Raw genomic sequence first — 26,709 nt, 5'->3', positions numbered from 1 at the left:
TTACATAAAACTTTAAAACAAAGGTGTATGCAGGTAAAAAATGAATATTTAATGCTTAGGGGGGCTAGAGGGTCTTAAAATAAGGTAAATCATTACCGATACTTCTATTATTGCAACGAGATAAATAACCCAAATAGGAACGGCTGAGTACAGTAAAAATATAAATCCAATTAACATGCCAATGGCGGCGTAGCATTTGGCTTTAACAGGAACTACTTTGTGGGCTTGCCATTGCTGTAGAGTTACACCGTAACGAGGGTGGTTTAACAGCCATTGTTCAAGCGCGGGAGATGAGCGAGTAAAGCAGGTGAGCGCTAAAATAAAAAATATAGTGGTAGGCATGACCGGTAACACAATGCCAATAATACCCAAGGCTACAAGTATTAAGCCAAGCGCTTTAAACCATAAGTTTTTATAACAAATAAACACTGCTTTTATATTCACTTAGGCTCTTTTTAGGCGTGTTATGGTATCTCTAATTGTAGGCTAAATAGCTATTAATTCGAAGCTTAAAATCAATAAAAAAGGGCAAACTAAGTTTGCCCTTTTAAAAATAAATGCGGTTAACAGTTTAGAAGTAGTAACCAATATTTATGTTGAAGCGACGTTCTGTATCGCCATCACCAATAATTGTTCCGCCAATAAATGGCTGGTTACGTGCTTGAATAAAGTCGAAGTAACTAAAGAAACCACCTGCAGCAACACTCATACCCGTTACGTTCATCCAAGTATCTGCGCTATCGTCAGACTTGTCATAAATAATGCCGTAATCGTTGTAAAATTGAATGTCGGTAACTGGGCCCCAATCAAGCGAGTAATTATAAGCAACGTTAAAGTTAGTCATAGTTGCTTCGCTAGATACGGTATCGTAATAAGCATACGCACCAACAACAAAACGGTCGCTGCTGTCGTCTAGATCGTAGTCGTATTCACCGTGTTGAAATTGGATATTCCAGTTGTTAATTGTGCTATCAACATGAAATGCCCATGCGCCGTAGTTACCTGCACGATCGTTACCGTCATGTAAGCCACCACTTAATAATGATACACCCACATCGGTAGTTATATTTTTGCTGTGCTCAATTTGATACGTCGCACGCCCGGCAAACGTATTGTATTCGCCTATGCGAGAGCCTGGTGCATCGTATGTATCTTCCTCTGCTGAACGACTACCAATAATGTCGTAAGAGTAACGATGGTTAATATCTGAAGAGCCACCGTCTATACCACCTAGCTCATCATTTTTGAAAAAGCCTAGGTCTAGTTTCCAGTTATCTTTAAGTTTACGTTTTACTACTACACCTAAATCAAAATCGTCTTCTAGACCTACGTAATAATTAGTACTGAAAAAGTAGCTGTGTGAGTTGTATGGGCCATTACCAAAAGGCACGGGTGCAATACCTGCTTGTCCTTCCCAGCCATCTGCAAACTCGTAACCTAAGTAAGCATACTTAACAACGGTCATGTAATCGTAAAAACGTACTTCACCGTTAAGTGAAATATCGTTAATTTCACCAGATACATTTATACGGAAAATATCAAAATCAAAATCGCCACCGCGATCTTGGGTATCTTCATCGTATGTGTTGGTGCTGTAATTAAAGCGTATTGCTCCCCCAACTTTAATGCCTTCATCTTTTTTCTCAGGTTCAGCTGCGGCAACTTCAACTACTTTTTGATCAGATTTTTTACTGATGTTTGCAACTTGTTGTTCGTGCTGCTTATTAATTTGCTGTTGTTTTGTTTTTTCATCAGCTAACTTATTTTCAAGCAATTGCATTTGTTGCTTTAGCTGTTTAAGTTGGCTTTGTAGTGTGTCTAGATCATCAGACGCATAAGAAGTGCTTGTAACACCACCTAGGACTAGTGCTAGTGTTAATTTTGAGAGTTTAGTCATAATAGCCGCTCTGCTTGTGATTAAAAAATAAAAAATTCAAGACGTCAAAAAACGCCTTACGTTTAGAGTAAGTACAAAACTATGTATTTTTTTTATTGTTTATTCTTTAGGAGCTTGAGTAAGTGCACCAACTTCTAGAAGGGGCGATGCATCTAATTTATCTGCATCCATCATCGCGGCTACACGCTGCATTGATGAGAGTAAAAGGCTCTGTTCCCACTCAGCAAGCGCAGAAAACTTTTCAATAAAGTGTTGTTGCAATGGCTGAGGTGCTTTATCAAGTAACTCTTTTCCTTTTTCGGTGAGGTATAAGCTCACTCTGCGTTTATCCATTTGACTGCGTACGCGTGTTACTAAATCTCTGCTTTCAATTCTGTCGAGAATATTGGTGACCGTTGCCGGGCTTAAATTTACGTTCTGAGCTATACGGCTCGCTGTTATTCCATCGGTTTTTTCAACTTCTTGCATTATAAGCAGTTGTGGCCCAGTTAAACCTGAAGTTTTATTTAGCTGCTTAGAATGTAAGTCAATCGCGCGGATCACTTTACGTAAAGAAACCAATAACTCGTCATATTTTTGCATTTGCTTATCTCATCGATGGGGCGGTAGTTTGCCGTAATCGCGAAATGTTACACATCAAATAAATTGAATTCAAACAATATATTGCACATTAGGCCGCTTTTGTTGGTTTTTAATAGTTAGAGCAGTAACTAATGTAAAATTATATTGTTTAAATTATAGTAAATTTTCTTAGCATCTTGTATGCATTAAGTTGCGCACAGTACGTATGTTGTGAATAATTGGCAAGTCTTATTGTATAGACTTTAGTATTATTCATTTACAGCTGTTAGTACAAAGTAATTGTTTGTGAGTTTACTGTATATGTATTAATCGGCAATGAACAAATTCAGCAATCAATATTTAATATCAATAGCGTATACTTTAAGCATGCATTATTGTTTCTGCACAAATATTAAAAATCTTTAGTATCAGTATTATAGGGGAAGGTATGAAATTATCGCCATCAGTTAGCATTGAGCAAAGCGAAACCGGTCTTGAGTTTATTAAAATAGCTAGCTCAAAGTGCGATGCAAAAATATTTTTGCAAGGTGGGCAAATTACCGAGTTTATCCCTAAAAATAACAAGCCACTTATATGGGTATCACAAGACGAAACTTATCAAGAAAAGGCAAGTATTCGAGGTGGTATTCCTATTTGTTGGCCGTGGTTTGGTACACACGCTAATGATGGGTGGCCTGCCCATGGTTTTGCGCGCACAAGCGTGTGGCAAGCTGATGAAGTACACGAATCTGATGAGAAAATTACAGTTAGTTTAAAGCTACCCATGAAGCTTGTTAATACAACGTATTGGCCATATCAGTCAGCATTAAAAGTTGAGTTTGTATTAAGCGATAAATTACAGGTTAGCTTAACGACCACTAACTTAGGGAGTGCGCCATTTAGCTTTACCCAAGCGCTGCATACCTATTTTCCTACATCAGACATTACAAAGACCCATGTAAATGGTTTGCAAGGCGCCCAATATATTGAGTTTAGCGAAGGGCCATTTGTACAAAACGATGTTGTAAGCTTTAATCGCGAAACCGACATGGTTTATACACAAGCAAATACAATGCAAACTATTAATACGCCAGAAGGTGTTATTAATGTGAGCCGCGAAAACTCAAGTTCGTGTGTACTGTGGAATCCATGGATAGAAAAATCAAAACGCTTATCTAACTTTGCTGATGATGAATATAAAACAATGCTCTGCTTAGAGGCTGCTAATGTACTGACAGATAAAGTAACGCTTGAGCCAAAACAAAGCCACACCTTAATAACCACCATTAGTTGGTAAGCTAGTCATAATTAAAAGCAGGAATAGGGACAAATAGTGTTTAACAATCAACAAATAATGGATTTACCAAAGCATAGTGATATTAGCTTTAAGCCATTGGCTGATAAAGCCTTATTACATACACAGCTTAGCTCGCTTCTGTTTTATATACCGCTAATTGGAGCGCTTATTGCTGTTTGTTATTTTAATGAAGCCTTTGCTAATAATGCACAAACGTATTTGCTAATTGGTATGCCTATTTTGGTGGCCGTATCTATGGCGTACAACATGATAAGTGTGAGGTTACGAGGTTTTGCAGTGCGAAATCATGACATTGCTTTTAAAAAAGGCGTTATTTGGCAACAAGTGACGGTATTACCTTTAGCGCGTGTACAGCATATGGAAATACACCAAGGGCCAATAGAGCGAAAACTTAGCCTTGCGAGTATTAAATTATTTAGCGCTGGTGGTGTAAGTGCCGATTTACAAATTAGTGGGCTAACCCATGATGATTGTAAAAATATGCGCCAATTTGTACAAAACTACCGCCAAGACGACGCAACTACTCAGGCAGCTTTAGTCGATGAGTAATACAACTATCGAAGATAAAGCGAGCCCTATTTACTGGCAGAAAGTATCGCCCTGGGCACTTTTATACTTTGTTGTGCACTTTAGTGTGCGCTTTGTAAAAGATGGCCTTTTAAACTTACTACCTATGCTTGTCGTGTTTGTTACTCAAGTAGAAAATAAGTTGTTTTGGGCACAGGTTGCAGGTGGGATTGCGCTAATTTCGTTGCTTATTTACTCATTTTTATATTATTTAAATTTTAAGTTTTGTATTAGTAGCGACAACGAAATATTGCTTAACAAAGGTGTATTTAAAAAAGAGCGACTTACGCTTAAATTTGGTCGTGTGCAAAACGTTAATATTGCCGAGCCATTTTATTTTACCCCCGTAAACTTAGTTAATTGTATTTTTGATGCAGCTGGCAGTGTGTCGCAAGAAGTTGTTTTACCTGGCGTCACAAAAGATTATGCACAGCAAATGCGTAAACAAATATTTGATTTTAAAGCACAGCAACAGCAAGAAATACAAAATACTGAACAAAGCAAAACAGACATTATCGAAAACAGCCTAAGCATTAGCAATAAAGAAATAGCTAAATTTGGTTTAATGTCGAATATGGCTATTTTAGCAATCGCTGCTTTGGCCCCTTTTATAAACCTGATTGTTGATTTTTTAGAGAAGCAAATTATTGCGAAAGTAGAAGGCTTTTACCAACAAGAGCTTGGTATGCTGGCAAGTGCTGCTACCTTTGCGATGATCACCTTAATTGTTTTGTTAGTTTTGGTGGCTGTAATGCTATCGGTGACTATGTCGCTTATTCGTTTTTATAACTTTGAGCTTTATTTTAAAGGTCAAAAGTTTAAACGTATTGCTGGCTTGTTAGAGCGCCATCAGCTTTCAATGAGCATGGATAAAGTGCAATCTATTGTTATTAAGCAAAACCTAATGGGGCGATTACTAAAGCGATTTACCGTTGAGTGCTTGCAAGCAAGTAGCGGGGGAATAGCAGCCGGTGTTGCGGCTAAAAAAAATAAACAAACCTTGGTATTACCTGTATTAAATAGCGAACAAGTTGATAGTGTATGCCAATGGATTTACCCGTGGTTTAATAGTAAAAAACTCGCTTTTAAGCGCGCAGAACGCGCGCTTTTGTATAAAAATTTAGGCTTTTATTCATTGCTACCGAGTGCACTCGTGTTTGGCTTTTGTTTTATTGCTGATATTAATACTTTGATAAGCCTTGGTGTTTTGGTGGTGTTTTCTGGCTTGGTAACTTTATCGTATCAGCGTTATGGTTATTACATGCATGAGGATAATGGCCGATTTTACATGGTTGTACGCAAAGGTATGATTGGCGTTCATTACCGTGTTTTTGAGCTTTATAAAGCGCAAAGTGCACGCAGTATAAGTACGTACTTAATGAGAAAATCAGGCTTAAAAAGCCTGTATATACAACTTGCTTCAGGGTTTGCATTTATGCCCTACATAAAGCAGCAAGATGCTGACTTTATTATTGATTTTACAATTAAGCAGATTGAGTCAGATACTCGCAGCTGGATGTAAACTCCCCTGATAAAACATGTGTAAATACACATTTGCACATGCTTTATTACACTTTCTTACTGCCCATGAAAGACATTTAATAATACCCTAGATGGTATTAAGGAATTCTTTTAGGGACGCTCATGAAAAAAACACTTATCGCATCAGCTTTATTACTAGCAGCACCAAGCTTTGCAGCCGATTGGCAAACTATTCATACTGAACATTTTAATATTCACTACAGTGTTGAGCATGCTGATTTTGCTAAATCAACTGCAACAGAGCTTGAAATAGTACGCACCAAAGTGCTTGAGCAGCAAAACAGAGCACTTGATAAAACAGTTGATGTAGTGGTGTTTGATCCCCTAAATGCAGCAAACGGCTTTGCGCTACCTACCTCAAGTAACCCTGTAATGGCACTTTTTACAACCCCACCACAATCCGACACAGTTATATCAAACAGCTCTGGCTGGCAGCAGTTGCTTGTGTTGCATGAATATATTCACTTAGTGCACTTAGCACAGCCTACACGCAATCACTGGCAGCAGAAAGTACGTGGTATATGGGATTTATACGACTTAACCTACAGTGATACGCCGCGCTGGGTAGCCGAAGGTTATGCCACATTGATTGAGTCTAAAATGACGGGTCGTGGACGTTTGTTTGATAACTACTCAGAGTCAACACTGCGAGAATTTGCTCAACAGGGCGCACTGCCAACCTATGGGCAGTTAAATGGCGAGCAGGGCTTTATGGGCGGCTCAATGGCGTATTTAATGGGTAGTCGCTTTTTAAATTGGTTAGAGAAAAACTATTCAGAACAAACACTCGATAGTGTTTGGACGCGAATGCAAGGCGTAAAAACGCGGAATTTTGATGAGGCATTTAGCGGTGTGTTTGGGCAAAGTGCAGCCAAGTTATATCGCCGATTTATAGCTGAATATACCTATAAAGCAATGCAAATAGAGCAAGGGGAGTCGTTACTTAATAGTGAGCTTTGGCTTGAGCTTAACTTATATGCAAGTAACCCAGTACTTTCAAAAGATGGTAGTAAAATTGCGATTGTTGAGCGAGATAAAGAGAGTAATACCAAGCTTATAATTTATAGCACTGATGACAACATTAAAGCGCAAGAAGAGTTTACTAAAGCGCAAAAAGAGCTACTCGAAAACGATGCACAAGACATTCCCGATACAGCGCCAAGTGTATTTAAGCGCGAACAAAAACAAGTGCTTAATCAAATTAACCGAGCCGGTATTGCAAATCCTCAATGGGTAAATAGCACAACGTTGTATTTCAATGCGTACAGCAATGAAGAGTCGGGTATTTATAACAAAGTGTCTGACATATTTAGCTATAACACTGACACTGGAAATATTAAACAGCTTACCGAACTTGCTGGTATACGACGATTTAGCGTAACCAGTAACGGTGAAACCTTGTATGGCGAGCAAATAAGAGATGGCTACTCTGAATTAGTAAAGGTTGATCTCAATACTCAAACCATCACACCATTATTTACAAAAAGCCTTGAGACAACTTACGATTACCCAATTCTCAGTCCTGACGAAACTAAATTAGTTTATTTATCAACATCATTAAATGAAAATTGGCAATTATATATACAAGGTATAAACGGCGAACAACAGCTGTCAGTACCTATGCCAAACGGGTATCAATATTTAAGTCAGCCGAGCTTTAGTCTTAATGGCGAGTCAATTTACTTTGTTGCAGGTTTAAATAGCGCCACCGATATTTATAACTACAACATAGAGAGTAAAACACTCACCAAGTTAACCCAAGGGCAAGAGGCAGTTGCCCACCCAATTGAAATGGCCGATGGCTCGTTACTCTATTTTTCGATAACTGCAGATGGGCCAAATGTAAAAACACTGCCAAAAGCTATAAAAAGCACTGTAGTTACTGAGTTTGCAGCTAACAAAAAAGCACCGCTGCTAATAGTAAACGAACATACACTTCCAAAAGCTAAAATATATAAGCACGAAACTACAGCGCAAACAAATTACAACGTACTCGACCAGCACGCTACCTTTGCACTAGGAACGCAGTATTATTCGGCTTCTACCAGTTTGTTAGATTTAAGCATTAAAAGTAGCGACTTATTAAAGCAGCTCGACTTACAGGCGGGGTATAGCACTGATTTACACGATGGAGCACTGCACGGTGGTTATGTGCAGGCAAAATATAATGCGCTTGATGTAAAACTGAAACTAGCATTGTTTGACTATAATTTAAATACATCGCGCCAGTATCAGCAAAGCCTAAATGCAGACATGGATGCCCGTGGTGGTTTTGCTGCAATAAATTACCCTGTTAAATTAGGGCAGCTAAGTTTAACGCCAGAGCTTGCCTACAATTACACTGATTATAAGCAAAGCCATAAAAATTGGACGCGTTTAGGCGTTGCTCAAAATTGGCAATATGATCGTCAAGACTTTGTGATAGGCCAGAGCCTTTATGCGAGTTGGTACGATGGCAGCACCAAAAATAATAATTGGCAAGGTTACGATTTAGCCGCCAAAATTTTTGGTAAAGCGTTTGGTATTTCTCTTTATGCAAACTTTGATCAAAAGCAGCGTGATGATGGCAGCCTTGCATTAGGTGGCTTTAGCTCAAATCTTATTAATCAGCAGCAAAATAGTGAATATGTACTTTCATCGGAGCTGCCTTTTTACAGCGCAACTGCAAAGCGCTATCAAGGCTACGGTGGCGGCTTTAGCTTTAAAGAAGGCATGCCGTGGCTTTATTATAAGCAACATCAACTCGACGGCACCGTATATGCACAAAGTTACGGTTTAAAATACCAAGGTGATTTTAGTTTTGGAATGGGGCCTGCAGGCGTAAATGATTTAACATTTAATATGGGTGTGTCGCGGGTTGAGGGCAGTAGCTTTGATGATGAAATGCGTGCTTGGCTGAGCTTTTATTATTCGTTATAAATATCAATTGGCTAAGTTACTTATCCATCTGCAAGGATAGTAACTTAGCTTGATATACATCGAGTTTTTGATTATCACGTTCTAGTTCAATTGCTTTCTCAAGTAAGGTTTGTGTTTGTTTAATATTACCTTGTTGATAGCGAACTTTTGCGAGTTCCAAGTATAGCTCAGCAATGTAAGGCGCTTTAGTAATAGCTTGCTCAAGGTGTGCTTTAGCCTGATGAGCGTGGCCAGCTTGTAAGTCGTTTTTAGCGATTACTAGTAATTCGTATGGGTCTTTTTCTTTATTAACTAATTGTGAAGTGAGCTCTTTAACAAGCTCTTTGTCGCCTAATTTTTTAGCTAAAAGCTGATAGTTGCTGATTAAATTAATGCTTATTTCATTATTACTAAGTGCTGTTTGATAGATGTTTTTAGCGCTTTGTAAATCACCAGCCCGACGATGCAAAATGCCCGCTATATTAAATAATTCAGGATCATTGGGAGTGTATTTGTTTGCTTGTAAAATAAGCGAGTAAGCAATATCCAGCTGTTTGTCTGCTAGCGCTGTTGCAGCTAAATTACTGTAAAACTTCGAAACTAAATCGTTATAATCTGCACTGCTTGAATAAAAACTGCGACGGGTAGGAAAGTAGTCGATTAAGGTGCCCGCTCTGAAAAATTCAACAATATTATCATCTTTTTTCTCTACTTTTGGGGCGTATACTCTTGTTCTAAAGTGGCTTGCTACATAAACAACATTATTTTCTTTTGCGTATACAGGCTGACTTGTTACTTCTTGAAAGCTCGTTTCTAGTCCGAGAGTTTGTGCATAGCTTTGTGTTAAAACAGCTAAGCTAATACAGTTGCCTTGCGAAAGTTTTAAGGCTTGGGCTGAAGTAAGTGTATCGCCGTGGTATTTAAAGTTAGCTAAGTTGCTTTCGAGGTAGTTGTAAATAATGCGGTCATGACGGATTTCAGACTGTTTTTGTTTTTCGGCATAGGCTAAAAATTTTTCTTTTTCAGCATTTGGCAGCTCGAAAATACTGTACTCAGAAGGAGTGTCGAGTTTATTAAACAAAGAATGGTTTAATAGTTGTTCAAGCTCTATTTGTTGTTCTACTTGCTGAACCTTGGTTGTGTTACATCCAACTAAATATAAAAAAGTAATACAGACTGCTATTTTATAAAACATCATAAACCCACTCCATTGTTAAATTTTACATTACAATGTGGTGGGTTTTTAATCAAGCACTTGCTGTACTGCGTTTACTTAAGCGGTTTTTTTGTGATTGTTTTTTACGTTTTCGGCGAGTAAACCATAAGTAAAAACCAGTACCTGCTAGCCACACTGGGCTTAAACCAATTACGCACCACAGTATTTTACTTATTAGCCCTGCAAAGTAGCCAAAATGAAGCTTTCTAAAACTATCAATTACCTGCCAGCCAACGCCTACTTCGCGAATATCCCAGTTAGCTATGTGCTCGCCTGTTAGCTTGTTATAGCTAACAGTATTGGCATACTCACTAGCAAGTGGGTTGGCGGTATCGACTTCGCCGAATAAGGTAATGTTTTCGTCAGGCTCGAGTGGCATAACTAAAAACGTGCCGTTAAAAGTGGGTATTTGTTTTTTACTGTCATTGAGTATGTGTTGAAATGAAATATCGCTACTGTGTAGGTTTTTGGTTAGTACAAAGTGCTCTTCCTCTGCGTGTTCAATAACTTCGTGATACCACACCGCCCAGTTAAAGTAGCCACCTGTGATAGCTAAAATAATAATGATGGGAGATCCTATAACCCCCGTCATTTTATGAATGTCGCTAAGTACAATTTGCAGTGTTGCACGCCAGCGCACACTAAATAGACGCTGCCAAAATTTACGATAAATAATAAGCCCAGTAATACCTAATACCAATAAAAACAGAGCAAAAAAGAAGCCTAGTACAGTGCCTGTTTGCCCTGGTAGGTTTTTAAAGTCGTTCAGTAAAAAAGTGTAATGTAGTTCTAAAAACCAATCGGTAAAATAATGGCTGGTACCAACAGGTTCAGACAAAATGTCACCCGTATACTGGTTTAAATGAAACTTATACCATTGCTCTGTGCCGCGTTTGACTAAGTAAACCCGATCAGCTGTATCATCGTTAAATATTTCCCAACTACCTACTACATATTCAGGGTAAGCATGCTCTGTTTTGGCAATTAACGTGTCGATTGGCATGCGCTCTGGCAGTGCATTTACAACAAAGTGGCTGCTTGGCATAAGTAAGCCATCTATTTCACTTTTAAAAACTAATACGCTCCCTGTAATACTAATAACAATCAATGGAATGATAGCTATTAGAGCGATCCAACTGTGAATTTTAAAAAGAGTTTTTCTCATAGGTAGTTTTATATACAGCAGCTAATGACTTGCGCATGATAACAACTATCATTTTTATTTAATAGTTTAGCGGTGAGGCTTTCTATTAAACCGGTAAACCGTGAACTTAATTCTACGGTTTTTGTATACCTAGCTTGCCAGTACCTAAAACAAGAATATCTTATTTAGTTGAGTTAAATTTACGCGGCTCTACAATGCCGCGCTCATAGTAAAAGCCTTTTAAAACAAATGTTTATTAAATGTTTTTATTTCTGCTTTTAATTAACATTTATGTAACGAGCGAGGTTGCTTTGGCGCATTATTTGCCTATATTGTCTTCATTTATTCTGGTTTTTAGTTTTTTACCATTACTAAACAAAATTCGAAAAAATCGTAGTGTCTCAGGTTTATCACTATTGATGATGACGTTTGGGTTAGCACAAAGCCTTTATTTTATAACCTACAATATTTATTTTGAGCGTTTTTATATTGCGTTACCATTTATTGTAACCGGTGCGTTAAGCGGGCTTATTTTATATTTTTTTGCACGTTATAACGCAGCTAAACGAGAACGTGTACAGCTGGTTACTATGCTAGGTTTTTCGTTACTGCCTTTTTCACTGCTTTTAAATTCAAGCCTTGATACTGCAACGGTATTAAGCGCTTTAACGTATGTTGGCCTTGTGATGAGTTCGGTACGTGTTATGCCGCAAACTTATAAAACATTGCGTACGGGTAATGTGAGTAATTTAAGCGCGCGCTACTTTAGCTTGCAGTTTATTGCTGGTATTTGCGGCTTAGTTGTTGAGCTTACAACAGCGGCTCCAAGCACGGCGCACTTACTTATGTTTATTATGCTGTTGCTTACCAATGCTGTGCAATTTGGTTGTATGCAATATTATAGAATGCGGCCTGTAATGGCTTAAAGCCAAAATAAAAGTGCTAATTTAGTTTAGGTATGGCAGTTTTAAGCTATTAATCATTACAAAGTTTAAACAATGCAATTAGCTATTCATCAAATTGATGCGTTTACGAATGAGTTATTTAAAGGTAACTATGCGGCAGTGATCCCACTAGAATCGTGGTTAAGTGACGATTTAATGCTAAAGATTGGCGCTGAGAATAACGTATCTGAAACTGCTTTTACTTGCCTGCAAGACGATGGCAGTTTTGCTATTCGTTGGTTTTCGCCGTTAATGGAAATCGATTTTTGTGGTCACGCCACACTTGCGGCTGCCTATGTTTTATGTGAAGAGCATAACATATCGCAAATTCGCTTTATTGCTGATGCGGTGGGCGAGCTAATCGTTAATAAAAACGCTGATGGTAGCTTTGCAATGACCTTTCCAAAACAAGCACCGGTTGAAGTGCAAAATGTGCCTCAGCAACTACTTGACGGCCTGTCTATACAACCGAGTAAAGTGCTTAAAAATCGCCAAGCCTATTTTGTTATTTATGAAAACGCCGATCAAATACTTGAATTAAAGACTAGCTCAGAGCTTTTAAAAACACTTTATCCACTTGATGTAGTGGCCACTGCTCCAAGTGCTGAATATGATTTTATATCTCGTTATTTTTGGCCTGCAAGCGGTGGCGACGAAGATTATGTAACAGGCTCTATTCATACTGGCTTAGCACCTTACTGGGCGCAGCAATTGGGTAAAACTACGTTAAGCGCTTATCAGGCTTCAAGCAGAGGCGGGCATTTACTATGTGAAGTGGGTGATACAACCGTCACCTTAACGGGGCATGCTGTAAGGTATTTAAAAGGCACTATTTATATTTGATCTGTGAATTAAGTTATAAAAAAGGCCACGTTAAACGTGGCCTTGGTTTACTCAATTAGCAGAGATATTTTACGCTTCTAGCGCTTTTGCAATTAAGCGATCAATATATTTTTTATGCGCTTTAGTCGCAGTATCTGCACCCCAAGCAACACTGGTATCGGCTATTTGAGTTAGCTGATATAACGCAGCTGTTTTAGCTAAGTTATCGTATTTACTTGCTTTGCCAAGACCTGCAATTGCGATTAGCTGATTAACATACTCAATTTGTAAGTTGTGACTAATAGAATTTGTGTCTTTGCTTTTCACAAAAATATTAGCGGTTAAATCTTGCATAAACTGAGTTAGGCTATATTCATTGCCGTACAAAGCAGTATCAGAAATACGCAGTAATACGGCTGGGTGTAATAGCTGCGCAAGTACAGATTTTTGCATACCTAAAATCATTTTGTGTGCTTTAGGGTCTTCATTTTTACCAAAGTGATTAAAGCCACGACGTTGCAGTTGCAAGTAGCTATATAGAGGTTGCATGTTTTGTAGTACGTCTGGTGCAAATACAAACTTTGCGAGTATATCCATCGCTTGTGTTTGACGCTCAAGAGATACCGGTGTAAATGGTTTATCTGCGTTTGCATCACCCACTACAGCACGCTCAACGTACACACCACCAATCTGGCGAGAAACAACACCCGCTTGAGCTCGGTACTGACCAAACAAGCTATTAGCAGAGGTAACAAGCTGTTGGTAAGACTCGCCTTTAACTGTTGCTTTATCTTTTAGCTCAGTAAATAGTTTATTAATTAGCGCCATACGATCTGCGCCATAGGCAGCAGGGTTTGACGACAAATCACCAATCATTACACGTGGATCGATATGGCGACCTGGTGCGCGCATATCGTCTGCATCGTTACCAAAGGCAAGGGCATGTTCACTTGAGCGAGCAAGTATTTTTTCAAGTCTAGCTTGCTCAGCAGCTTCATCTGCAAGTGCTACGCTGTAGCCGTAGTTAATTGCCCAATCATCGTAAGGACCTGGTTTTGTTTGAAAAATATCACCTTGCTGCATACCAATTGGGGCAATGTTAGCCGGTGCATAATCCATAACAGAACCGGTTACTATGCCTTGGGTTCTGTTTTTGTCGTGTACTTCTTTTTCATCCCACAAAATAGATGATTTCATATTGTGGTTAAGACCTAAAGTATGGCCAACTTCGTGAAGTACCAATTGCGTTAGACCTTGGCGAAGCATTTCTTTATCTTCAATTTTGTCGCCGCTAGCAAGACCTTTGGCAAGCATTAGATTTTGTTGAATCTCATGCCCTAGTGAGCAATTTAGCTCACCGGTATTTGTTGTTTCACCGTGGCTCATTGTTCCTTGAGTGAAAAGTGTGTCGTAAATCCAACGGTTTTTCATAAATACAAACTCAAGCATAATGTCTGAGCCCAGTATTTCGCCTGTTAATGGGTTAGCAAGTGCTGGACCGTATCCGCCAAATGGAGGCTTAGGTGACGAAGTCCAACGCAGTACGTTGTAATTAATATCGCCCGCATCCCAGTCTGCATCATCAGGTTGTACTTTTACCTCTAAGGCATTTTTAAAACCGGCTTTTTCAAAAGAAGTATTCCACGTTAAAACAGCGTCACGAATAGTATCGCGCCATTGGATAGGTGTGGTGTTTTCTATCCACCAAGTAATTGGTTTTACTGGCTCTGAAAGTGCTGCACTAGGATCTTTCTTTTGTAGATCCCAACGTTTTATAACATCTTCATAAGGTGCCCAATCGGTAGATGTCATTTGATCAAATTGATTTGTAAAATAACCAATGCGCGCATCGTCCATACGTGGTGCGTAGTTATTGCTAGGTAGAGCAACAAACGAGTGCTGAACTTTTACAGATACGCTACGTGGGTCGCTTACTGCATTTGAGCCACGTACCGTTGGGCTTGGGTTAGTAAATACGTAATCAACAACCACGTCTAAATTATTAGGGTATGGACGCTGTTTAATAATGCGTGATTTTTTATCGTCTAACTTGCCTACTTTAAAGCGCTTTTTAGCGTTTTTATCAGCTGGATTTGGCGTAGGTGATACTTTATGAAGTGCTTCGCTTAAAAATAACTTATTTACGTTGAATGCTATTTTACCGTCTTCTTCTTTTTCTATTTTAATGCTCGCAAGTACCGCTTCACTAATATTGGCATCACTCGCTTTTGAAATTGCACTGTTTTCGTCAAATTTATAGCGAGGTGTTTTGCTAATGATATCGATACGATCAAAGTATTTTCTAAATTCAATTAACTTAGTTTCACGGTACGAACCACGATAATGGCCTGCATCTGTAACGCCATCGACAGTGTGCGCAAAATATACAAACGGCGTATTAAGTTGGGACTCGTTAATCACCATAAGGTGCTTACCGGTTTTTTCATCTTGATAAAGGCTAAATATACCGGCAAATTCGGTTTGTCCTTTGATCATTTCGCTAAGTGTTTTTGGCTCTTTTTCGTCTTTTTTATCGGCTGCAAATGCATGGCTGCCAAACGCTAAGCTAAGCGCAAGGGTGATGGTCGTTAATTTCATTTTGAGACTTTTAATATTTGTTAATTTAATTGGACTGTACGTAAATTAATTTAATTTCGCACATCTTCGCGACGAAATTTAAGTGTACAACGCTAATTAACTGATATTAATAAACAAAAGTTTGTAACAAAATATAACGAATGAGGTGAGCTGCATGCAAAGTTATTTTTATAGCCCTAAATAGCAGTGGTTTATATGTATTTGCAACAGTTGCTTACAAATGTCACCTTAATGTTTCATATGGCTCTGGTATTATGACGTTAATAGAATTTTGGGGATAATAGGATATGCAAACAAATTCACTTAGATGGGTTTTTCCATTTGTAGCGCTAATTGTTGGTGTTGTTGGCTTTATGGGAATAAATGCCATTGCACAAGAGCCAGAAAAAAAAGAAGTAATTGATACTCGTCCAACAGTGCAAGTTGAGCCAGTGGCTGCAAACGATCATCAAGTTATTATTAATAGCTACGGTGAAGTAAAGCCTCTTGAAAGTACACAGCTTTCGGCGCAGGTGTCGGGTGAAGTGTTAAGTTGGCATCCTAATTTTGTAGCCGGCGGCATCGTTGCTCGCGGTGAAACGTTATTCACTATCGAAAAAGACAACTACGAAGCAGCAGTACTTGTTGCAGAGGCAGAAATTGCTCGTGCACAAGCAGGCTTAATTGAAGAGCAGGCCCAAGCTCAAGTAGCCGCAGATGAAGCAAAGCGTTTTCCAAGTAAAGCGCGTACCGACTTATTTTTACGTAAGCCTCAAGTGTTAAGTGCGCAGGCATCTGTAAAGTCGGCGCAAGCTGCATTAAAACGTGCACAACGTGACTTAGATAATTGTGAAGTAACAGCCCCTTACGATGCATTGGTTATTAGCCGAAATGTAGGTGTTGGTCAATTTGTCACTATGGGTTCGCAAGTTGCTGAGCTCAATAATATTGAAACTGCTGAAGTGATTATTCCTATAGCAGGGTTCGATAGCGTTTTTTTGCCAGAACGTATTAAAGGCATTACCGCAACGATTATTCAAAAAGGTCTAAACAGCTTCACGCGTGAAGGTGTAATTGACCGCGACCTAGGGATTGTTGATAACGCTACGCGTATGAGCAGTCTAGTAGTGCGTATAGAAGACCCATACGGTCTTAAGAATATACAACCAGCCATTAAGTTTGGCAGCTACGTACAGGTGAATTTTGCAGGTGCAATGCTTAATAATATTTACCGTTTACCGCAAGCTTTGGTTAACAACCAAACTGTGTGGGTAGTAAACGAAAACCAAGAGCTAGAGCCACGTAAAGTAACGGTTATTCGTGAAGAGGGTGAGTATTTTTATATTAGCAGTGGTTTAAATGCCGATGACAAACTCGTTATTACTTTACCTGAATACCCGCAAAAAGGAATGCAGGTTAAAATTGCAGGTGTAGCTGCAAAACCTGAAAGCTCAGAAACGAGCACTTCAAACACGCAACAGCTGTAGGGTGTAATAGTTATGAGCGAGTCAATACAACAAAAACAAACAGGGCTAATTGCCTACTTTGCTAATAATTCAGTAGCCGCTAATTTAATGATGTTTTTTATCATTATTATGGGGGCTATAAGTTACTTTACGATTCAGCGTCAAATGTTTCCTAATGTAGAGATTAACTACATTAATATTGAGGCTAATTACCCAGGTGCCTCTCCTCAGGAAATAGAAGAAAGTATTCTTATAAAAGTTGAAGAGTCACTTAAAGATATAACCGAAATTAAAAAAGGCGTGTATCGCGCATTTAGAAATGGCGGTACAGCAAGCCTGGAAATAAATACCGATGCAAAACTTACCGATGTGCTTGATAAAGTAAAGTTGCGTGTTGATGGCATTGCGACTTTTCCGGCGGGTATGGAACCGGTCACCATAAGTCAGGTTGAGTTTAGGCAAGACGTAATAGGTATGACGCTCGTTGCTGACTTACCACTTACAGAGCTTAAGCCTATAGCAAACCAAATAGAGGATGAGTTACTACAGTTATCTAACGTGTCGTTAGTGGTAAACGATGTTCCTCTTGATGAAATAGCAATTGAAATAGAGCCCGATACGCTGCGTCAATATAACCTAACCCTTAGTGATGTAATGAATGCAGTGCGTCGTTATTCAGCTAACTTTTCGGCGGGGCAGCTAAAAACAGACGCAGGTGTTATTTCTGTTCGCGTCGAGAATCAGTTTTACTCGGGTGAAGAGTTTAGGCAAATTCCGGTAAAAATTGGCGAGTATGGCGCTAAAGTTTTACTGCAAGATATTGCCGTGATTAAAGATCAATTTATCGAAGGTGAGCGCTACTTTAAGTTTAATGGCGAAAACGCGGTGTATTTATCGGTTAAAGCAACGCAAGAGCAAAACATGATTCCCGTTGCGGATTCGGTTAAAGCGTTTATTGATCAAAAAAATAAGCAACTACCGCCGGGTATTCGATTAGAGCCATTAATGGATATGACCTACTACCTAAATGCTCGCCTTGATATGATGAAAGCTAACCTGTTTCAAGGTGCAATTTTGGTGGCAATTATGTTGTCGTTATTCTTACGTTTTAAACTAGCGCTTTGGGTAATGATTGGCTTACCTGTTTGTTTTTTAGGGGCCATGATGATGATGCCACTATTTGGCATTAGCATTAATATTATTTCGTTATTCGCTTTTATAATGGTGCTCGGCATAGTGGTGGATGATGCCATAGTGATAGGGGAAGCTGCCTACACCGAAGTTGAAAAAAGCGGCGGTGGTGTAGAAAATGTTGTGCGTGGTGCTAACAGAGTTGCGACCCCTGCGACCTTTGGTGTGTTAACAACGATTGCTGTATTTGCACCATTCACAATGTCGAGCGGGCCAGAAAGTGCCTTCTTTTATGGTATAGCCGTTGTGGTAATGCTGTGTTTAGTATTTAGTTTGATTGAATCAAAGCTGATACTGCCAGCTCACATTGCTCATACGCACTTTTCGCCGATTAAAAAAGGTGGCTGGCGCGATCGCTTCAATACACGCTTTTTTGGTTTCGTAAATGGCCCATACAAACGTTTTATTGCTAAGTGTGTTGATTGGCGCTGGACTGTTTTGTTTGCTTTTATTGCAATGTTTATAATCAGTATTGCACTTATTACGTCTAATAAAGTACGTACAGTTCCAACTCCTAAAGTGCCGCACGACTTTCCACAAATTCAAGTAGAAATGAACGACAACGTTTCTGACTTACAAACCATTGCTGCTATTCGTGAAATAGAAGCTATGGTACTTAGAGTCGATGAAGAGACTGAACGTGAGTTTGGTCAAAAAATTATTCGTGATGTATTGGTATTTAATCAAGGCAGAACCGAGTCGCAGTTACTAGCTCCATTAGTTGACGAAGATTCACGTCCATACAATGCATTTGAGCTTTCTCGACGGTGGCGTGAGGCTATGCCGACTATTGCTGGTATTAAGTCGTTAACTATTCAAGACGATGTTGGTGGCGGCGGTGGTAATGGCGGCGGCGAGTTTGGCTATTTACTGTATGGCTCAGACATAGATACTTTAAATCAAGCGGGTCGTCGTTTTATTCAATTACTTCAACAGCAAAAAGGATTGTTTGATATTAGCTCAACCATAGATCCTGCGAGCAAAGAAGTGCAAATGAGCCTTAAACCTGTTGCTTACGATTTAGGCTTAGATTTAGCCGGTATTGCAAATCAAGTGGGTGCTAGTTTTTATGGTGGCGAGGCACAGCGTGTAATCCGAAACGGCGAAGAAGTACGCGTAATGGTACGTTACCCTAAGCTGACTCGTGAGGCATTTTCATCGCTTAAACACACCGTTGTTACTACCCCACAAGGGCGAGAAGTACTTCTTGGTGATGTAGTAGAGCTAACAGAAACGCCAGGTATTAGCTATATACGCCGCGAAGGTGGTTACCGTACCGTGTATGTTTATGGCAATATTGATGAAGAGCAAATTGAGCCAGGCGAAGTGGTTAAGCAAGTAAAAGAAAATCTACTGCCACAGCTAATAGAAGAATTCCCAAGTGTTAAATCAGAGCTTGGTGGCGCAATAGAAGAGCAGCAAGCTCAAGCTAATGAGCAAATAATGTTTTTTATTGGCGGAATGATTTTAGTATACATACTGCTAGCTGTGCCGCTTAAAAGCTATTCACAACCGCTTATTGTAATGTCGGTTATTCCGTTTAGTTTAACCGGGGCTATTTGGGGTCATTACTGGTTTGATTTAGATATGAGCTTAATGTCGGGATTTGGCTTAATTGCCGCAGCAGGTGTTGTTATAAATGATTCACTTGTAATGACAGATTATGTAAACCAAGTTCGCCGCGAAGGTGTTAGCGTTAAAAATGCAGTAATAGAAGCTGGTTGTGCCCGCTTTAGAGCAATACTATTAACGTCTATAACAACCTTTGCTGGTGTATTACCTATTATGTTTGAAACAAGCCTGCAGGCTAAGTTTGTAATACCTATGGCAGTAGCACTTGGCTTTGCTGTTATGTTTGCAACGTTAATAACGCTTATATTAGTACCGTGTTTATATATTATTCTAGGCGATATTGGTGCGTTATTTAAGCGCCCTTTTAAAAGCCGAGCTGCTAAAGTCTCGTAAATATAAAGCATAAAAAAAGCACTGACCGTTATTAACGCTCAGTGCTTTTTTATTATCTATTTATTGTTGTTAAACTGGCTACAACAATAATTAATCTTTAAATTGCTTATGGCAATCTTTACAGCCTTTAGCCCATGCGCCAAAAGCTTTACCAATTACGGCTTTATCGCCCGATTGGGCTGCTAACGCTAGCTTATCTGCATTTGCGGCAAAAGCATTCGCTTTTTCAACAAAGGTTGCATTTTCGGCCCAAACAGCAGCAAGTGCAGCTGTGTCGCCTTTATCTGTTCCTTCGTAAAACGCTTCCCATGGCATTTTTGAAAGTGCGGCAGCGTTGTTAGCACGCATTTTAAATTGCTCTGCGTCAAAAGGTACTTTACCTTTTAGCATTGCGCCCATGTCACCAATTTGCACTGAAATCATTGAAAACGCAGCTTGGCGGTATTCAATCGCGTCACTTGGTTCTTTAAATGCAGAATTTGCCGATACGCTAAGTGCACATGTAGCTAATGCTATACCTGCTAATACTTTTTTCAATTTCATGTTTGCCCCTTTAAAGTAATTGTTAATCCTGTTCTATATTAGCTTCTTTGAATGTTCAAGTTAATATATGTGCTTAATAATTGTTTCTTTAACTAAGCATACAACGATTACCCTATCGTTACATCTATTGTCTTTATTGTTAATGACTGTAAACACCTCGTTGTTATTTTGATTCCTGTTGTGTAACTTCCCCCCCATCATAAAAATAACTAACAAAGAGAGTTTATGAAAAATAATATTTTTAAAATGTCAGCATTGTCTGCTGCAATAGTGGTATCACTTTCTGGTTGTGGAAGTAGTGATGACGATAATAAAAGTAGCGTACCATTAGTTACTGACGTAGCTCCTAAAGCGAGCGATGTAGTTGTTGTAGATTTAAAACAATGGATCCCTGTTACTGCAGAATTTAAAGCCAGCGATAACGATGGCGATGCACTTACATTTAGCTTCACTGAAAACGGTGAAGAAGTGATTGCAGAAGATGGCGTATTTACATTTAGTCACGGTACTCTAACTGTAGAGGGAACATCATTTACTTATGTTCCAATGACGGATGATGATGCAGTTATTGATTACACTGTAAACGCAAATGGTAAAACGGCTTCTGCGCAAATAAACATTTCAGGAGTTGTTGGTGACCCATTAGCAAATCAACAATGGCACCTAAATAATACAGGCCAAAAAGCATACTCATTAAGCGATGAAATGAAGCAGGGCTTAGTTAATTTATATGTAAATCTATTTGGCGATACAGAAGAAGAAGCGCAAGCAAGTGTTGATGCTAGTTTTGCTAATGCAGAAGCTACAGGTTTGGTTGCTGGTGAAGATATGAATGTAACAGCCGCTTATGCTCAAGGCGTTACAGGAGCTGGTGTAACTGCTGTTGTTGTTGACTCGGGCATGGAAATTCGCCACGAAGATTTAGTAGATAACGTATTACCAAATCGTTCTTTAAACCTTAACGCTGAAGCGCTAGATCGTACAGACCCTACAAGTACATCAAACAGTGGTGACCACGGAACAAGTGTTGCCGGCTTAATTGCAGCAAAAGGTTGGAATGGCAAAGGCGGCCGTGGTGTTGCACCTGATGCAGGCTTAATCGGTATGAACTACCTTGGTGGAGATAAAGTAGCACAAACTGATTTACTTGCTCATGGCTTCCCTGGTAGTGGTATTAGTACGTCTGAAAATATTTCAGCCTTTAACCGTAGTTACGGTATTACGTTCCCTACGTTTATCGGTTATTCAGAGCTAGATGAGGCAATTGAGTCTTACCCTAACCTTAACCTTCGTGACGGTAAAGGTGCGCTAAATATGAAATCTAGCGGTAACTCATTTGAAGACGGTGGCGATGAAGGTTCTTTATGTGCTGACAATGGTGCAAATGACTTAGGTTTAACTTGTTATAATGGCGCTTTTGAGCCAAGCCAAGGCCACCCTTATTATTTAAGTGTTGCTGCAGTAAATGCTAATGGTAAACATACTAGCTATTCTACAGCGGGTGCTAACGTAATGGTGTCGGCTCCAGCGGGTGAGTATGGTCGTTTTGCACCTGCAATGGTAACAACAGATCAAATGACTTGTATTAATGGTTATTCAGGTTTCAATGGTGGTTCTATTGCAGCATGGGCTGCTGCTTATGGTGAAGAGTTTGCTGCAAGTCAATATCCATTTAACTACCCAGGCCATGCAGACAATGCAAGCTGTAACTATACTTCAACGTTTAATGGTACATCATCTGCTGCGCCAAATGCATCGGGTGTGGTATCGTTAATTCTTTCGGCTAATCCAGATTTAACATGGCGTGACGTTCGCCATATCCTTGCATCAACTAGCACTTTAATTGATGCAGATAATGCTGCTGTTAAATTAACAGTTGGTGAAGGCGAATTTGTTGCTCACGACGGTTGGATTGAAAACTCTGCCGGTTATAACTTCAATAACTTATATGGTTTTGGCCGTGCTGATGCTGGAGCTGCGGTTTCTATGGCGAAGGCTTATGATGTTGCTTTAGGTGAACAAGTTATTACTCAGTGGAGCGGTGTTGGTTCAGTAATTGCTGAAGACGCACTTGCACTAGAAATTCCAGATAACAATGCAACGGGTCTTACACAAGAAATTGAAGTGACTGAAGAGCTAAGCATTGAAGCAATGCAGTTTAAGTTTGATGTAAGTAATGCTGAAATGGGCTTTGGCTTAAGCGATGGTACACAAACTTCAGCCGGAACAGATTTAGCTATAGAAGTTACATCGCCAGCGGGTACAAGAAGTGTATTACTGTCATCTAAGCAAGCTTTATTCTACCCAGCATATAGTTTCACTAGCAGTTGGAGTGTTGGCTATATACTAAAAGATGCAGTAATGCTTTCAAATGCGTTTTATGGTGAGTCGACTAAAGGCACTTGGACAGTTCGTTTACTAGATACGAGCGCAGATAGCTATGCACTTAGTAAAGGTGATGACAATGGTTTAGGTGTAGTAGGTATTAGCAATAATAGTTCAGCAAGTGTTTTAGAGGGTGTGTCTTTACGCGCATTCGGTCACGCAGGTCAAGAGTAAGGATTATGAAAATGAAAGTTAATAAATTAATCGTATTAAGTGCTGCTGCGTGTATTTCTTTAAGCGCTACGGCAAACACAAGCTTTGATAAAGAGCTTCAACTACCAAAGAAGCAAGCATCTAGCTTAAAGTATACTAAAGCTGATTTTGGTTCTTATAAAGTAGAGAAAAATTTACGCTTAGTGCCATCAAGTGTTGCTGCCGATGAGCATGTAGTTATGCAAAAAGGCGACATGGCGGTTGTTAATGTTGCAAGTACATCTGATGTAGTAACTAAAGGGTCATTAGTTCGTAATATTCTTACTAATAACTTAAGTTCTTTATCAGGTAATATTACGGTACTTTTAAAAGATGGTATTACTGCTAGCGACATTGCTGCAGCGGCTGGATTAAAAGTGGTGTCTGTATTTCCTGGTACTAAGATTGCCGTTTTAGCAGTGAATGATGGACAAGATATTTTAGTTGCAGCAGAGCAGTTAAATGCTTCAGGTTATGCTAAAGAAGCTAGAATTGAAGTGCTAGAGACGATTTATACTGCACAATAAGTTATTTTATTAAATAAGCTTATTTAATAAAAACCCCGAGCAACATTAGTTGCTCGGGGTTTTTTTATAAAAAATTAATCGTTTATATCAATATCTGCAAATATCATCCCGCGACGCATGCTGCGCGTTGCTAAAAATACTTCGCCTAATAACGACATAAATGCACATATAAGTAATGCCATTGCTGCTACAAAACAACAAGCAATGGTCACGCTTAAGTTAATTGATTGAATGTGCGACAAGAATAAAAACATAACCACAGCACATACAAGTAAGGCACTTAATACACTTAAACTAAAAGCAATATGTATACATCGAGATCTTTTTAATAAAGCGCGGAGTTCTGTTGCTAGCGACTTATTAAAATCATCATCTGTATTTACTTTTAATCTTCTCTCCAATAAGCGCGCTCTGTCGGTAATTCGTGCTAAGCGATTAGATAAAACACCTAAAGTTGCTGCTATACCTGTGATTAAAAATACGGGAGCAACGGCCGTTTGAATTACTTTTGCCATAGTTAAAATGTTAATTACTTCGCTATTCATTACTACCCTTAATCAGTTGAGCCTAAAAGTGATTTATATATCTACAGAGTACCTGATGTAGGCTTATTAAGAAAAGAGGAATTACGTTGATTTACTTTACATAGCTTCACAAACTAAATCACAACACAGGTTATTTTTAGGTATATTTAATTACTTAATAAAAAATAAAAATACAACAAGGACTTTGACTGATGAAACGTACCCCATTCGCACTCGCAGCACTATCACTCGCTATTTTAAGTGGCTGTAATCAAGCCCCTGAAGAAACCAAAAAAAGTAATACACAAGTTAAAACGGTTCAAGTAGTCCAAGCTGTTGCCCCGGTTGCTAAAAAAGTGCCACATGAAATGACTATTCATGGTGACACACGTATAGATGATTACTATTGGCTGCGTGATGATGAACGTAAAGCACCAGAGGTAATTAACTATTTAGAAGCTGAAAATACATACACTGATGCAATGCTCGCACATACTAAAACGCTGCAAAGTGAGTTGTTTGAAGAGCTAAAAGGGCGTATTCAAAAAGACGATGATTCAGTCCCAGTTAAAAACGGTGATTATTTTTACTCAACACAAACACGTGGCGATAACGAGTACACTACTTACTTACGCAGCAGCGATTTTGCAGGTACCGATCAGCAAGTTATTTTAGATGTAAATGAGCTTGCTAAAGGCCATGATTATTATGCAGTAAGTGGTTTAGATGTAAGCCCTAATGGCAATTTAATGGCTTATGGCGAAGATACTGTTAGCCGTCGTATTTATAGCGTAAAAATAAAAGATTTAACTACCGGTAAATTACTCGAAGACACACTTGAAGGCACCAACGGTGGCATTGTGTGGGCAAACGATAATAAAACGGTTTACTACATTAAAAAAGATTTACAAACTCTACTAGGTTACCAAGTGTATCGTCATACATTAGGTACATCGCAAGCTGATGATGAGCTAATTTACGAAGAAACTGATACCAGTTACTACATGGGTATGAGTAAAAGCAAAGATGAGTCAGAGATTTATATTTGGCACAGTAGCACGGCTGCATCAGGCGTATCTGTATTAAGTGCTGATGATACTAAGGCAATGCCAAAACGCTTAATTGAGCGCGAAGCAGGGCTTGAATATGATATTTCGAAGCTAGGGAATACTTACTACATTGTAACTAACTTAGATGCTGTAAATTTTCAGCTGATGAAAGTTGATATTGATAAAGCAGGCGACAAGGCTAATTGGCAAAGTGTGATCCCTGCACGCGATGATATTAAACTCGAAGGCATTGATTTATTTAATAACTACTTAGTTTACCAAGAACGTGAAATGGGCCAATCAAAGTTGATTGCGCGTGATTTAAAAACAGGTAAAGAGTTACCACTGAGCTTTAACGATAGCGCTTATACAATTGGTACTTATGGCAATAACGATATAGATAGCAGCACGTTACGTGTTTACTACACAAGCATGACCACTCCAAGCTCATCGTACGATGTAGATTTAGCGACTGGCGATAAAACGCTTCTTAAGCAACAGGTTGTGTTAGGTGATTTTGATGCTGACAATTACGCTTCAGAGCGTATTTTTGTAACAGCACGTGATGGCATAAAAGTACCGGTAAGCTTAGTTTACCGTAAAGATGCGTTTAAAAAAGATGGCACTAACCCGCTACTGCAATATGGTTACGGTTCTTATGGCGCAACCATGGATCCAACGTTCTCAAGCTCACGTTTGAGCTTGTTAGACCGTGGCTTTGTATTTGCAATTGCCCATGTACGTGGATCGCAAATGCTAGGTCGTCCTTGGTACGAAGACGGCAAGCTACTAACTAAAAAGAATACATTTAACGACTTTGTTGACGTAACCAAAGCATTGGTTTCTCAAAAGTATGGCGCAAAAGATGAAATATTTGCGTTAGGTGGCAGTGCTGGTGGCTTATTAATGGGCGCAGTAGCAAACCAAGCACCTGAGCTTTATAAAGGCATGGTTGCTGCGGTACCGTTTGTAGATGTAGTAACAACGATGCTTGATGCGAGCATTCCGCTTACAACAAATGAATACGGCGAATGGGGTAATCCGAACGAAAAAGCGTATTACGATTACATGCTGTCTTACTCGCCATACGACCAAGTATCTAAGCAAGCATATCCTAATATGTTAGTAACGACTGGCTTGCACGATTCACAAGTTCAATACTTTGAGCCTGCAAAATGGGTTGCTAAGCTGCGTGACTATAAAACTGATGACAATAAGTTATTGTTTAAAATAGATATGGAAGCAGGGCACGGCGGCGCATCGGGTCGCTTTAAACGTTTAGAAGATACCGCGCTAAACTATGCATTTATGCTTGATTTAGCGGGTATTAAAAAGTAATTAATTTATATATTTAAAATAAACAAAAAATGTAAGGTGCTTT

Annotated in this window: 19 protein-coding genes; 11 read left to right on the top strand and 8 right to left on the bottom strand. The window is 39.2% G+C overall.

Annotation, left to right across the window (positions count from 1 at the left end; translation table 11 throughout):
* Positions 1–48: 48 nt before the first annotated feature.
* The 3 genes from CXF76_RS12705 to CXF76_RS12695 all read right to left on the bottom strand — a co-directional run bounded on the left by CXF76_RS12705 (position 49) and on the right by CXF76_RS12695 (position 2,479).
* Positions 49–444, bottom strand: coding sequence for a YbaN family protein (locus tag CXF76_RS12705; protein WP_101163837.1), 396 nt, complete (start codon positions 442–444; stop codon positions 49–51).
* A 127-nt stretch (positions 445–571) separates the two neighbouring features.
* Positions 572–1,897, bottom strand: a complete 1,326-nt coding sequence (locus CXF76_RS12700) for a hypothetical protein (protein WP_101163836.1) — start codon at positions 1,895–1,897, stop codon at positions 572–574.
* Positions 1,898–1,996: 99 nt separating this feature from the next.
* Positions 1,997–2,479, bottom strand: a complete 483-nt coding sequence (locus CXF76_RS12695) for a MarR family winged helix-turn-helix transcriptional regulator (RefSeq protein ID WP_024589614.1) — start codon at positions 2,477–2,479, stop codon at positions 1,997–1,999.
* 427 nt (positions 2,480–2,906) lie between these two features.
* Between CXF76_RS12695 and CXF76_RS12690 the strand changes: the two genes are divergently transcribed.
* The 4 genes from CXF76_RS12690 to CXF76_RS12675 all read left to right on the top strand — a co-directional run bounded on the left by CXF76_RS12690 (position 2,907) and on the right by CXF76_RS12675 (position 8,804).
* Entirely contained in the window at positions 2,907–3,755 is an 849-nt protein-coding gene (locus CXF76_RS12690) for a D-hexose-6-phosphate mutarotase (RefSeq protein ID WP_101163835.1), read from the top strand.
* A gap of 36 nt (positions 3,756–3,791) precedes the next feature.
* Positions 3,792–4,325 (top strand): PH domain-containing protein, encoded by a 534-nt coding sequence (locus CXF76_RS12685; RefSeq protein WP_101163834.1) that lies wholly within the window; start codon positions 3,792–3,794, stop codon positions 4,323–4,325.
* The gene (locus CXF76_RS12680) at positions 4,318–5,865 is read left to right on the top strand and encodes a PH domain-containing protein (RefSeq protein WP_024589617.1); all 1,548 of its coding nucleotides are present in this window, start codon (positions 4,318–4,320) and stop codon (positions 5,863–5,865) included. The genes CXF76_RS12685 and CXF76_RS12680 overlap by 8 nt, the downstream gene beginning before the upstream one ends.
* 122 nt (positions 5,866–5,987) lie before the next feature.
* Positions 5,988–8,804 (top strand): TolB family protein, encoded by a 2,817-nt coding sequence (locus CXF76_RS12675; RefSeq protein WP_101163833.1) that lies wholly within the window; start codon positions 5,988–5,990, stop codon positions 8,802–8,804.
* A 16-nt stretch (positions 8,805–8,820) separates the two neighbouring features.
* Here the strand turns inward: CXF76_RS12675 and CXF76_RS12670 are convergent, their stop codons facing one another.
* Entirely contained in the window at positions 8,821–9,981 is a 1,161-nt protein-coding gene (locus CXF76_RS12670; protein ID WP_024589619.1) for a tetratricopeptide repeat protein, read from the bottom strand.
* A 49-nt stretch (positions 9,982–10,030) separates the two neighbouring features.
* Positions 10,031–11,164 carry a PepSY-associated TM helix domain-containing protein gene (locus CXF76_RS12665; RefSeq protein ID WP_024589620.1) on the bottom strand — a complete coding sequence of 378 codons (1,134 nt, stop codon included), beginning with the start codon at positions 11,162–11,164 and terminating at the stop codon, positions 10,031–10,033.
* 290 nt (positions 11,165–11,454) lie between these two features.
* Between CXF76_RS12665 and CXF76_RS12660 the strand changes: the two genes are divergently transcribed.
* Positions 11,455–12,069, top strand: a complete 615-nt coding sequence (locus tag CXF76_RS12660) for a PQ-loop repeat-containing protein (RefSeq protein WP_024589621.1) — start codon at positions 11,455–11,457, stop codon at positions 12,067–12,069.
* A gap of 72 nt (positions 12,070–12,141) precedes the next feature.
* On the top strand, positions 12,142–12,930 hold the full coding sequence (locus CXF76_RS12655) for a PhzF family phenazine biosynthesis protein (protein WP_024589622.1): 789 nt from the start codon (positions 12,142–12,144) through the stop codon (positions 12,928–12,930).
* A gap of 69 nt (positions 12,931–12,999) precedes the next feature.
* Here CXF76_RS12655 and CXF76_RS12650 read toward each other — a convergent pair whose 3' ends face one another.
* Positions 13,000–15,507, bottom strand: coding sequence for a zinc-dependent metalloprotease (locus CXF76_RS12650; protein ID WP_101163832.1), 2,508 nt, complete (start codon positions 15,505–15,507; stop codon positions 13,000–13,002).
* A 287-nt stretch (positions 15,508–15,794) separates the two neighbouring features.
* Here CXF76_RS12650 and CXF76_RS12645 point away from each other — a divergent pair, with 287 nt between their 5' ends.
* Complete coding sequence (locus CXF76_RS12645; protein ID WP_007580481.1) at positions 15,795–16,973, top strand: efflux RND transporter periplasmic adaptor subunit; 1,179 nt, start codon at positions 15,795–15,797, stop codon at positions 16,971–16,973.
* A 12-nt stretch (positions 16,974–16,985) separates the two neighbouring features.
* Positions 16,986–20,108, top strand: coding sequence for an efflux RND transporter permease subunit (locus CXF76_RS12640; RefSeq protein WP_024589624.1), 3,123 nt, complete (start codon positions 16,986–16,988; stop codon positions 20,106–20,108).
* A 90-nt stretch (positions 20,109–20,198) separates the two neighbouring features.
* Here CXF76_RS12640 and CXF76_RS12635 read toward each other — a convergent pair whose 3' ends face one another.
* Positions 20,199–20,651, bottom strand: coding sequence for a c-type cytochrome (locus CXF76_RS12635; RefSeq protein WP_024598794.1), 453 nt, complete (start codon positions 20,649–20,651; stop codon positions 20,199–20,201).
* A 225-nt stretch (positions 20,652–20,876) separates the two neighbouring features.
* Here CXF76_RS12635 and CXF76_RS12630 point away from each other — a divergent pair, with 225 nt between their 5' ends.
* Both CXF76_RS12630 and CXF76_RS12625 read left to right on the top strand, forming a co-directional pair.
* The gene (locus tag CXF76_RS12630; RefSeq protein WP_101163831.1) at positions 20,877–23,210 is read left to right on the top strand and encodes a S8 family serine peptidase; all 2,334 of its coding nucleotides are present in this window, start codon (positions 20,877–20,879) and stop codon (positions 23,208–23,210) included.
* A gap of 11 nt (positions 23,211–23,221) precedes the next feature.
* Positions 23,222–23,755: a S8 family serine peptidase gene (locus CXF76_RS12625; protein ID WP_101163830.1), complete on the top strand. Its 534-nt coding sequence runs from the start codon at positions 23,222–23,224 to the stop codon at positions 23,753–23,755.
* A 74-nt stretch (positions 23,756–23,829) separates the two neighbouring features.
* Here the strand turns inward: CXF76_RS12625 and CXF76_RS12620 are convergent, their stop codons facing one another.
* Positions 23,830–24,300, bottom strand: coding sequence for a DUF2721 domain-containing protein (locus tag CXF76_RS12620; protein WP_024589627.1), 471 nt, complete (start codon positions 24,298–24,300; stop codon positions 23,830–23,832).
* Between the two features lie 191 nt (positions 24,301–24,491).
* On the opposite strand from CXF76_RS12620, the gene CXF76_RS12615 reads away from it, so the two are divergent.
* The gene (locus CXF76_RS12615) at positions 24,492–26,666 is read left to right on the top strand and encodes a S9 family peptidase (protein WP_101163829.1); all 2,175 of its coding nucleotides are present in this window, start codon (positions 24,492–24,494) and stop codon (positions 26,664–26,666) included.
* Positions 26,667–26,709 lie beyond the last annotated feature (43 nt).

The sequence above is a fragment of the Pseudoalteromonas sp. 78C3 genome, from assembly GCF_002836695.1.
GTDB classification, from domain to species: Bacteria; Pseudomonadota; Gammaproteobacteria; order Enterobacterales; family Alteromonadaceae; genus Pseudoalteromonas; species Pseudoalteromonas arctica.
This window is presented reverse-complemented; position numbering and strand designations above follow the sequence as displayed.